Origin of the sequence: uncultured Paenalcaligenes sp., assembly GCF_947630565.1 — a bacterium.
GTDB classification, from domain to species: domain Bacteria; phylum Pseudomonadota; class Gammaproteobacteria; order Burkholderiales; family Burkholderiaceae_B; genus Paenalcaligenes; species Paenalcaligenes faecalis.
On the sequence record NZ_CANRIC010000062.1, the window covers coordinates 1 to 8,939 of the forward strand.

Below are 8,939 nucleotides of genomic sequence, written 5' to 3' on the forward strand. Positions count from 1 at the left end.
TACGTAACCCGTGCTATCCCTCCCCGCCACTCATCGCGGGGTATCTCGCACAATTTAGATGAAAAATAAATGTGTATTAGTCACCGGAGCCACCAAAGGTATCGGTTGGGCCATTAGCCAGCATTTAGCAGATTTAGGCGCGCATGTAGTGGGTTTAGCTCGCAATACTCAGGATATTGATTTCCCAGGTTATTTATACACCTGTGATTTATCCAATGCAGGTGAAAGTGAAGAAGTCTTGCGCATGTTGCGAGAAAAATATCCTGTTGATGCCGTAGTAAATAATGTGGGCTCAGTGATGCCTCAGCCAATTGGCGAGGTAGACCTAGAAATGCTCTATCAGGTGTTTGACTTGAATGTGCGCTCTGCCGTTCAGGTGGCGCAGACCTTTATTCCTTCCATGAAAGCTCGCCAAGAAGGACGTATTATCAATATTGCTAGTCGTGCCGCGCATGGTGCCTATGATCGTACTAGCTATGCCGCAGCGAAAAGCGCTTTGTTAGGCTGTACGAACACATGGGCGCTTGAGCTAGCCCCATTTGGGATTACCGTAAATGCGATTTCCCCCGGTCCGACTGAAACGGCGCTGTTTAGACAAAACTGCCCCGAGGGCTCTGAGCGTGAGCAGAAAATGCTCCATAGCATCCCAATGGGGCGATTTGCGCAAACCGATGAAATTGCCGCGGCCGTTGCATTCTTTTTAAGTGATGCGGCGTCTTATATAACCGGACAAGAATTACTCATTGATGGGGGCAGCAGCCTCATCGGACGTTAATAACACTATGGCAACACGTAAAACCGCTAAAAAAGCAAAAACCGCTTTTGTCTGTACTGAGTGCGGGGCAGATAGCCCGCGTTGGGAGGGGCGCTGTCCTCAATGCCAACAGTGGAACACATTGCAAGAAATAGTGGTTGAGCCCGCTGCTACTACTGCTGTGGTTAATCGGTATGAGTCCTTAGCTGGGGCCAGTCCAGTACAGAGCTTGTCTGATATTCAGGCCCGAGAGGTTCCTAGGCAACCTACTGGGCTATCAGAGTTAGATCGCGCTTTGGGGGGCGGATTGGTGGATGGTGGGGTGATTTTGATCGGGGGTGACCCTGGGGTTGGGAAATCCACCTTGCTACTACAGGCTATGTCTGCGCTTGCTACTGTGGTGCCTGTGCTTTATGTAACCGGCGAAGAGTCAGCCGAGCAGGTGGCGTTACGTGCGCGACGCCTAGAGTTGCCGACTGCTGGGGTTGATCTATTGGCCGAAATTCAGCTTGAGCATATCAGCCAAACATTACTTGAGCGTAAACCTAAAGTTGCGGTTATTGACTCGATTCAGACTCTGTACTCATCACAGCTTAGTGCTGCGCCCGGATCAGTGTCGCAAGTACGAGAATGTGCAGCTCAGTTAACCCGACTCGCAAAGCAACATGGGATTGCGATGGTATTGATTGGGCATGTCACCAAAGATGGTTCCTTAGCTGGGCCCCGTGTTCTTGAGCATATAGTCGATACGGTTTTGTATTTCGAAGGCGATAGTCAGTCGTCTTATCGCTTAGTACGTGCCTTTAAAAATCGTTTTGGTGCTGTAAACGAGCTAGGTGTGTTTGCTATGACAGATAAAGGCTTGCGTGGGGTGAGCAATCCATCCGCTTTGTTTTTATCTAGACATCAGCAACAAGTAGCTGGCTCTTGTGTGATGGCGACCCAAGAGGGTACGCGTCCTTTATTGGTCGAAATTCAAGCCTTAGTTGATACAGCCCATGTACCAAATCCGAGACGGTTGTCTGTGGGCCTAGAGGGCGCACGCTTATCCATGTTGCTTGCTGTCATGAATCGTCATGCCGGCATAGTGACGCATGATCAAGATGTATTTGTGAATGCGGTGGGAGGGGTACGCATCACAGAGCCCGCAGCAGACTTAGCTGTTTTATTAGCTATTATGTCGTCCTTGAATAATCGCCCCTTACCTAAAGGGCTGATTGTTTTTGGTGAGGTCGGATTAGCTGGCGAGATTCGGCCTGCTCCACGCGGCCAAGAGCGTCTCAGAGAGGCGGCAAAATTGGGGTTCTCCATTGCGTTGATTCCTCAGGCAAATGCACCCAAACAACCCATTGAAGGCTTAGAAATTTGGGCTGTGGACCGTATCGAAGATGCAGTGGCTAGGCTGCAGGCTTAACATTTAGGTCTAAATACGTTAGGCTAAATTATGTCAAATTCCTCTGTGCTTACAGTGGATGCCGATGGCATTCGCTATAATCCAAACTTTACGACCGAACCCAATTCCTTATTGTTTGATCCTAAAAATATCCATTTAGCCGCGCAACCAGTAACCCAAGGGGGGCGAAATGCAGCGTGGTTTATTGAGTATCAGGGACAACAGGCCGTGTTGCGCCATTATCGTCGTGGCGGTTTAATTGCAAAATTGATTCGTCAGTATTATTTTTGGACGGGTGCAGAGCAAACACGATCTTGGGCTGAGTACGCTGTTTTGTTGCATTTGAGCAACGCGGGGTTAGCCGTTCCTGCTCCCTTGGCTGCGTGGTGGCAGCGTGTGTTTTTAGGCTATAAGGCCGCCATCATTGTGGCGCGTATCCCAGAGGCCTTTCCTATTGCTCATCAGTTGGATCAATGTGATCCAAAAGCCGTTGCATTCGCTGTTAAACAAATGCATGATGCCGGTGTATGGCATGCAGACTTAAATGTCTTTAATGTCTTAATGGATACACAAAAACGTATTTATCTGATTGATTTTGATCGAGCGAAAATACGTGATGTTGTAGATGCTAAACAGCGAAAAAACAATCTGTTACGTTTGCGTCGCTCTTTGATTAAGGTGCAAGGCCTAGATGGCCTGCAGTGGTACGAGCAGTTTGCACTCGCTTATCAACAACTCATTAAAACCTAGTTCCATTTTTACGTTTTGATTGAACGGGGCTCTCCCCGGCATATACTCGCCTTTTGGTTTCCCATGTTTTATTTAAAGGGGTTCAAGATGATGAACTTCGGCTTAGCCAAACATCTTTTTTTGGGGGCAGTGATCACTGCTGCTTTTTCTACTGCTCAAGCACAAGAAAACGTTGTTAACGTTTATAACTGGGCTGAATATACCGCCCCAGATACCTTGTCTGGCTTCGAAGAGGCTTCGGGTATCAAAGTGCGTTATGACACCTTTGACAGCAACGACACGTTGCAGGCCAAGCTATTGACCGGTAAATCTGGTTATGACGTGGTGGTGCCTTCTACACATTATGCGGCGCGTCAAATTGAGGGTGGGTTATTCCAAAAATTAGATAAAGCCAAGATCCCTAATTGGGAGCATCTTGATCCCGATATCATGGCTGTGTTGGCGGATGTGGACCCAGGAAATGAGTACTTGATTCCGTGGGGCTATGGCACGAATGGATTGGGTTACAACGTCACTCAGGTTAAAAAGATCATGGGTGAGGACGTAAAGCTAGGTGATTGGGATATGTTGTTTAAGCCTGAAAATGCTGAAAAGCTTAAAGGCTGTGGTATCTCTATGCTGGATGAGGCCGCGCAGGTTTTTCCGGCGGTCTTACATTACATAGGTAAAGACCCAAACAGTTCAGACCCAGAGGATTACAAAGAAGCCCTCGCACTATTAAAAACAATTCGTCCCTTTATCCGTCAGTTTAGCTCCTCGGGCTATATCGATGAACTGGCTGCGGGTGACTTATGTATGGTGTATGGGTTCTCGGGTGATGTGATGATTTCGGCACACCGAGCCAGAGAGGTTAAAAAAGACTACAAGGTAGACTACTACATTCCGGATGGCGGGGCTCCTGTGTGGTTTGATACGATGGCGATTCCAAAAAGTGCAGCTCATGTAGACGCGGCGCACCATTTCATCAACTACATTGAGACACCAAAAGTACATGCGGCAATCACCAACACCATGTTCTTTCCCAATGCGAATAAATCGGCGCGAGAGTTCGTTATGCCAGAGGTTGCAACTAATCCGATGATTTACCCTCCAGCAGACGTTGCTAAAACCTTATTTGTGATTAAGCCACAGCCCTTGGCCATACAACGTTTACAAACTCGTATGTGGTCTGAGCTTAAATCTGGTCGTTAATGTCATAGAGCATTAAACCTTAAGGATAAAAAATGGTAGAAAATCGCTCTGCAGGTTCGTCATGGGCCGGCGTTGAGGACGAGTTCGTCCGTGTTGAAAATATAGTGAAGATTTTTGGGGATACCGTTGCCGTTAAGTCAGTTGACCTGTCGGTGCGACGTCACGAGTTCTTTGCACTATTAGGCAGTTCTGGTTGTGGTAAATCCACGTTGTTGCGTATGTTGGCAGGCTTTGAAGAGGCAACCTCAGGGCGTATTTACTTGGATAACGAAGACATTACAGACTTGCCGCCGTATAAGCGGCCAGTCAATATGATGTTTCAATCCTATGCGCTTTTCCCGCACATGAGCGTAGAAGCTAATGTGGCTTTTGGTCTCAAGCAAGAGGGCGTCGCCGCTAATGAGATTCATGAGCGCGTTTTTGAGGCCTTAGACTTGGTACAAATGGCTGGGTTTTCTCGTCGTAAGCCTAGCCAGTTGTCTGGTGGACAACAGCAACGTGTGGCTTTAGCGCGCAGTTTGGTTAAACGTCCAAAACTGCTGCTACTGGATGAGCCTATGTCGGCTTTAGATAAGCAGATTCGTCAGAAAACGCAGGTGGAACTCGTCAAGATTCTAGAGCAGGTGGGTGTGACGTGCATTATGGTGACGCACGATCAAGAAGAAGCCATGACGATGGCAGATCGTATCGCTGTCATGACCGCTGGACAGATCGAGCAATGTGGTACGCCTTATGATGTTTACACGTTCCCTAACTCACGTTTTGTTGCTAGTTTTATTGGCTCAACGAATTTATTTACAGGCGAAATTGTGATTGATGAGTCTGACCATGTGGAAATTCAAAGCGAGGATCTTCCCAGTCATTTGCATGTCAATCATGGGATTAGCGAACCCTTGGGCATGGAGGTTCATGTTTCTGTTCGTCCCGAGCACATTCAGGTAAGTCATCAAAAACCAGCCCAAGATAGCAACTGGGGGCGAGGCCAAGTGACGCATGTGGCGTGGATGGGAAGTTATGTGCGCTATCAGATTAGGCTTGATAGCGGCATGTTGATGGAAGCCAATATGCCCAGTCTGTTCTTAACTCAGGCCGATGCTCCAGAGGTTGAGGACGAAGTATATGTGTCTTGGTCGGACGATAGTGCAACGGTATTAGCCTCATGAAAAAGCTCAATTTTTCTGCATTAAAACCGTCGGGGCGCAGTCTGATTATTGCAGCCCCTTTTGCTTGGCTATTCATTTTCTTGTTCATCCCATTTTTGCTGGTCTTAAAGATTAGCTTTGCGGATTTGCAATTTGGAGTGCCTCCTTATACGCCTTTGATCGAGTTTAAAGAGGAGACCTTAAATTGGTCGCTCCATTTACGTGGCTACATCTTATTGTTTAGTGATAATTTGTATTTAGCAACGTATCTGAGCTCGGTGAAAATGGCGTTGATCACCACGTTATTATGCGTGTTGGTTGGTTATCCCATGGCGTATTACATTGCTCGCTCTAACCCACGCATACGTAACTACTTGCTCTTGGCTGTGATTTTGCCTTTTTGGACTTCATTGTTATTGCGCGTGTACGCGTGGGTCGGTATTTTGCGCAATGATGGGGTATTGAACTCTCTATTGATGTGGGCAGGTATTACGGATGCACCTTTAGAAATCTATAGAACAGACTTGGCGGTTTATATAGGTTTGGTATATGCCTACTTACCTTTTTTCATCCTCCCCTTATATGCCAGTTTAGTAAAACTAGATACGCGGCTGCTAGAGGCTGCCTATGACTTAGGTGCTCGACCTTTTACGGCCTTTAGGAAAGTGACCTTGCCTTTGTCTATGCCGGGCATTATTTCTGGGTCTATGCTGGTGTTTATTCCGGCGGTGGGCGAGTACGTTGTGCCTGAAATGCTGGGTGGAGCAAACACCTTAATGATGGGGCGTGTAATGTGGGGAGAGTTCTTTAATAACTCCGATTGGCCTATGGCAGCAGCTGTAACGTGCGTAATGGTGTTGTTGTTAATTGTGCCGTTGATTTTCTTTCAGCACAGTCAGGTCAAGCACTTACATGCAGAGAAAAAGGGATAAACGATGTTAAAAACAAATCCTTATTGGCGCGCGCTAAGCCTCTTTATTGGTTTTGGTTTTTTGTATTTGCCGATCGTGTTTTTAGTGGTGTTTTCTTTTAATGAATCTGCCATTATGACCTCGTGGTCTGGTTTTTCGCTGAAATGGTACAAGTCCCTTTTTGCTGATCAAGTGTTGTTAAATGCAGCTAAATTATCATTTTTAATTGCCGCAATGACCGCCACCGCATCCGTTGTGATTGGGACGTGGGCGGCTTATGTTTTGTCGCGTATGGGCAAATTTAGAGGCTTTACCTTGTATGCAGGTCTGATTAGTGCGCCATTGGTCATTCCAGAGGTGGTACTAGGGATCTCGTTACTCTTGATGTTCGTGGAGTTGTCGAACGTGATTGGTTGGCCAGGGGATAATGATGGTATTTTTACCATTTGGGTTGGGCATGTCGTGTTGTGTGTGGCTTATGTTGCCGTAGTGATTCAGGCACGAATACGTGACTTTGATAAGTCCTACGAAGAGGCCGCTTTAGATCTTGGAGCTACACCCATTAAGGTCTTCTTTAGCATTACCTTGCCTTTAATTATGCCTGCATTAATGGCAGCGTGGCTGTTGGCTTTTACGCTATCCTTAGACGATGTGGTGATTGCTTCGTTTTTATCTGGGCCGGGTTATACCACGTTGCCCGTAGAGGTGTTTTCTAGGGTGCGATTGGGTTTAAAGCCAGAGATCAATGCTTTAGCGACGTTATTTATTTTCGGTGTAGGACTTGTTGTGATTGTGGCAAGTCGTCTACAAAAAGATAACTCTTAATGTAAAGCAGCCGCGTTAAGCGGCTGTTTTTATGATTATGTTAATGATTTACGGTTTAAAAAATTGCAGTACCTGTAAAAAAGCCATTCAGTGGCTTGATGAGCATCAAGTAGCACATCAATTTGTTGATTATAGAGATCAGCCGGTTAGTGCAGACCTATTATTGCAGTGGTCTGAGCAGCTAGGTGGATGGGCTAAGCTTGTTAATCGGGCTTCCCCGACCTGGAGGAATTTGCCTGAGGAGCGTAAAACACCTGAACGTGATCAAGATTGGCTACAATTAATTGCGGATTTTCCCACATTGGTGCGTAGACCCGTCGCCGTTGATGATCAGGCCGTCTCGGTTGGATTCAAACCCGACCTCTTTACCCAGCGCTTTGCCTAACTTATTTTTTATTATGTACACACAAGACCAACTTAAACAACAGGTCGCTGCTGCAGCGATTGACTTTATTCTTCCTAAATTGTCTGCTGACACAATCCTCGGGATTGGTACGGGCTCAACCGTAGATATGTTTATAGATGCTTTGGCACAACATAAAGGGGCATTTAAAGCTGCAGCCTCTAGCTCTGAACGTTCTACCTTACGTTTGCAGCAGCATGGCATAGAGGTCTTGGACTTAAACCAAATTCAAAGTATGGATTGGTATATTGATGGGGCGGATGAAATTGATGGCCAACTAAATATGACCAAAGGTGGCGGTGGGGCGTTGACTCGTGAGAAAATTGTCGCTTCGGTTGCTCAGCATTTTTTATGTATTGTGGATGACTCTAAAGTCGTACAGCAGTTAGGTGCTTTTCCGCTGCCTATCGAAGTCATTCCAATGGCTCGTCAGTCCGTTACACGTCGCCTAGAGCAGCTAGGTGGTACGGTAAAATGGCGTGCGGATTTTGTCACAGATAATGGTAATGACATTATTGATGTGCATGGGCTAGCTATAACAGAGCCAGCCCAATTTGAGTCAAAAATCAATGACATTCCTGGTGTGGTGTGTTGTGGTTTATTCGCCTTAACAGGGGCCAGTGTAGCCTTGGTTGCTACGCAAAATGGTGTAACAACTATGTCATAATGGCATAGTATATTGTTGTACTAGCCTCTCTCTATTCTTGTTATTTTTCTGCGCGCGCATAGGTTTTTATGATCGAACACACTAACAAACAGTTCCATTCCGACCTCGAAGCCACTCGCTCTTTGTTTTTACAAATGGGTGGTGTGGTGGAGTCTATGGTTGAACAAGCCATGGAGGCTTTATTTAGCGGTGACCTGTCCTTAGTTGACCTCGTCCGTGAACGCGAAAAAGAGGTTAATAGCCTTGAGGTCGATATTGATGAGCGTATTACGTATATCATTGCTCGTAATCAGCCTACGGCGATTGATTTACGCATGTTGCTCTCTATCTCCAAAATGCTGACAGACTTAGAGCGTTGTGGTGATGAAGCAGAGCGCATTGCTAAAATGGCACGTCGCTTATACGAGGCGGATACCGGATACGAGCCTGTGGTTGAGCTACGTCACATGAGTAATTCAGTGGTCTCAATGATTCATCAGTCTTTAGATGCTTTTGCTCGTCAGGATATGGTGTTGGCAGCGAATGTAGTGCGTAAAGATAAAGACGTGGACAAAGAGTGGAAAGGCTCTTTGCGTCATATTATTACGTATATGATTGAAGATCCTCGTACTATTTCCCGCTCTATTGATTTAATCTTTATTGCACGGGCTCTAGAGCGTATGGGCGATCATGCTAAAAACATGGCGGAACGTGTTATTTACATGGTTCGTGGTGATGATGTACGTCACACAGGCATGAAAAACACAGTACGCACAGCCCTAGGTGAAGACGTGGATTTTGATGATTAATACGTGCTGTAATCGCTAAACAAAAAAGCCGCTCATTAATTCTGTATAGTACATAGAACTGTGTAATTTTGATAAAAACCCCCTTAATTGGGGGTTTCTTTTTCCTGAAGAATGA

At 46.2% G+C, this 8,939-nt stretch carries 10 protein-coding genes; all 10 read left to right on the top strand.

What is annotated here, in order from left to right; genetic code table 11:
- The first annotated feature begins 58 nt into the window (after positions 1-58).
- The 10 genes from Q0Z62_RS09885 to phoU all read left to right on the top strand — a co-directional run bounded on the left by Q0Z62_RS09885 (position 59) and on the right by phoU (position 8,824).
- Positions 59-775: an SDR family oxidoreductase gene (locus Q0Z62_RS09885; protein WP_269900112.1), complete on the top strand. Its 717-nt coding sequence runs from the start codon at positions 59-61 to the stop codon at positions 773-775.
- 7 nt (positions 776-782) lie between these two features.
- Positions 783-2,168 carry a DNA repair protein RadA gene (gene radA / locus Q0Z62_RS09890; protein WP_269900111.1) on the top strand — a complete coding sequence of 462 codons (1,386 nt, stop codon included), beginning with the start codon at positions 783-785 and terminating at the stop codon, positions 2,166-2,168.
- 30 nt (positions 2,169-2,198) lie between these two features.
- A complete protein-coding gene (locus tag Q0Z62_RS09895) occupies positions 2,199-2,897 on the top strand; it encodes a 3-deoxy-D-manno-octulosonic acid kinase (protein ID WP_298054016.1) in 699 nt (232 codons plus the stop codon).
- Between the two features lie 90 nt (positions 2,898-2,987).
- Positions 2,988-4,088 (top strand): polyamine ABC transporter substrate-binding protein, encoded by a 1,101-nt coding sequence (locus Q0Z62_RS09900; RefSeq protein ID WP_298054032.1) that lies wholly within the window; start codon positions 2,988-2,990, stop codon positions 4,086-4,088.
- A gap of 32 nt (positions 4,089-4,120) precedes the next feature.
- The gene (locus tag Q0Z62_RS09905) at positions 4,121-5,251 is read left to right on the top strand and encodes an ABC transporter ATP-binding protein (protein WP_269900109.1); all 1,131 of its coding nucleotides are present in this window, start codon (positions 4,121-4,123) and stop codon (positions 5,249-5,251) included.
- Positions 5,248-6,162, top strand: a complete 915-nt coding sequence (locus tag Q0Z62_RS09910) for an ABC transporter permease subunit (protein ID WP_298054019.1) — start codon at positions 5,248-5,250, stop codon at positions 6,160-6,162. Before Q0Z62_RS09905 ends, Q0Z62_RS09910 begins: the two co-directional genes overlap by 4 nt.
- 3 nt (positions 6,163-6,165) lie before the next feature.
- Positions 6,166-6,966, top strand: a complete 801-nt coding sequence (locus Q0Z62_RS09915) for an ABC transporter permease subunit (protein WP_269900107.1) — start codon at positions 6,166-6,168, stop codon at positions 6,964-6,966.
- Between the two features lie 31 nt (positions 6,967-6,997).
- Positions 6,998-7,351, top strand: coding sequence for a Spx/MgsR family RNA polymerase-binding regulatory protein (locus tag Q0Z62_RS09920; protein WP_269900106.1), 354 nt, complete (start codon positions 6,998-7,000; stop codon positions 7,349-7,351).
- Between the two features lie 13 nt (positions 7,352-7,364).
- Entirely contained in the window at positions 7,365-8,036 is a 672-nt protein-coding gene (rpiA, locus tag Q0Z62_RS09925; RefSeq protein WP_269900105.1) for a ribose-5-phosphate isomerase RpiA, read from the top strand.
- Between the two features lie 68 nt (positions 8,037-8,104).
- On the top strand, positions 8,105-8,824 hold the full coding sequence (phoU, locus tag Q0Z62_RS09930) for a phosphate signaling complex protein PhoU (RefSeq protein ID WP_298054027.1): 720 nt from the start codon (positions 8,105-8,107) through the stop codon (positions 8,822-8,824).
- The last annotated feature ends 115 nt before the right edge of the window (positions 8,825-8,939 follow it).

Excerpts from the sequence above, each read along its gene's own strand:
- Q0Z62_RS09885 (WP_269900112.1), top strand. The coding sequence starts at position 59 with ATGAAAAATAAATGTGTATTAGTCACCGGAGCCACCAAAGGTATCGGT.
- radA (WP_269900111.1), top strand. The coding sequence starts at position 783 with ATGGCAACACGTAAAACCGCTAAAAAAGCAAAAACCGCTTTTGTCTGT.
- Q0Z62_RS09895 (WP_298054016.1), top strand. The coding sequence starts at position 2,199 with ATGTCAAATTCCTCTGTGCTTACAGTGGATGCCGATGGCATTCGCTAT.
- Q0Z62_RS09900 (WP_298054032.1), top strand. The coding sequence starts at position 2,988 with ATGAACTTCGGCTTAGCCAAACATCTTTTTTTGGGGGCAGTGATCACT.
- Q0Z62_RS09905 (WP_269900109.1), top strand. The coding sequence starts at position 4,121 with ATGGTAGAAAATCGCTCTGCAGGTTCGTCATGGGCCGGCGTTGAGGAC.
- Q0Z62_RS09910 (WP_298054019.1), top strand. The coding sequence starts at position 5,248 with ATGAAAAAGCTCAATTTTTCTGCATTAAAACCGTCGGGGCGCAGTCTG.
- Q0Z62_RS09915 (WP_269900107.1), top strand. The coding sequence starts at position 6,166 with ATGTTAAAAACAAATCCTTATTGGCGCGCGCTAAGCCTCTTTATTGGT.
- Q0Z62_RS09920 (WP_269900106.1), top strand. The coding sequence starts at position 6,998 with ATGATTATGTTAATGATTTACGGTTTAAAAAATTGCAGTACCTGTAAA.
- rpiA (WP_269900105.1), top strand. The coding sequence starts at position 7,365 with ATGTACACACAAGACCAACTTAAACAACAGGTCGCTGCTGCAGCGATT.
- phoU (WP_298054027.1), top strand. The coding sequence starts at position 8,105 with ATGATCGAACACACTAACAAACAGTTCCATTCCGACCTCGAAGCCACT.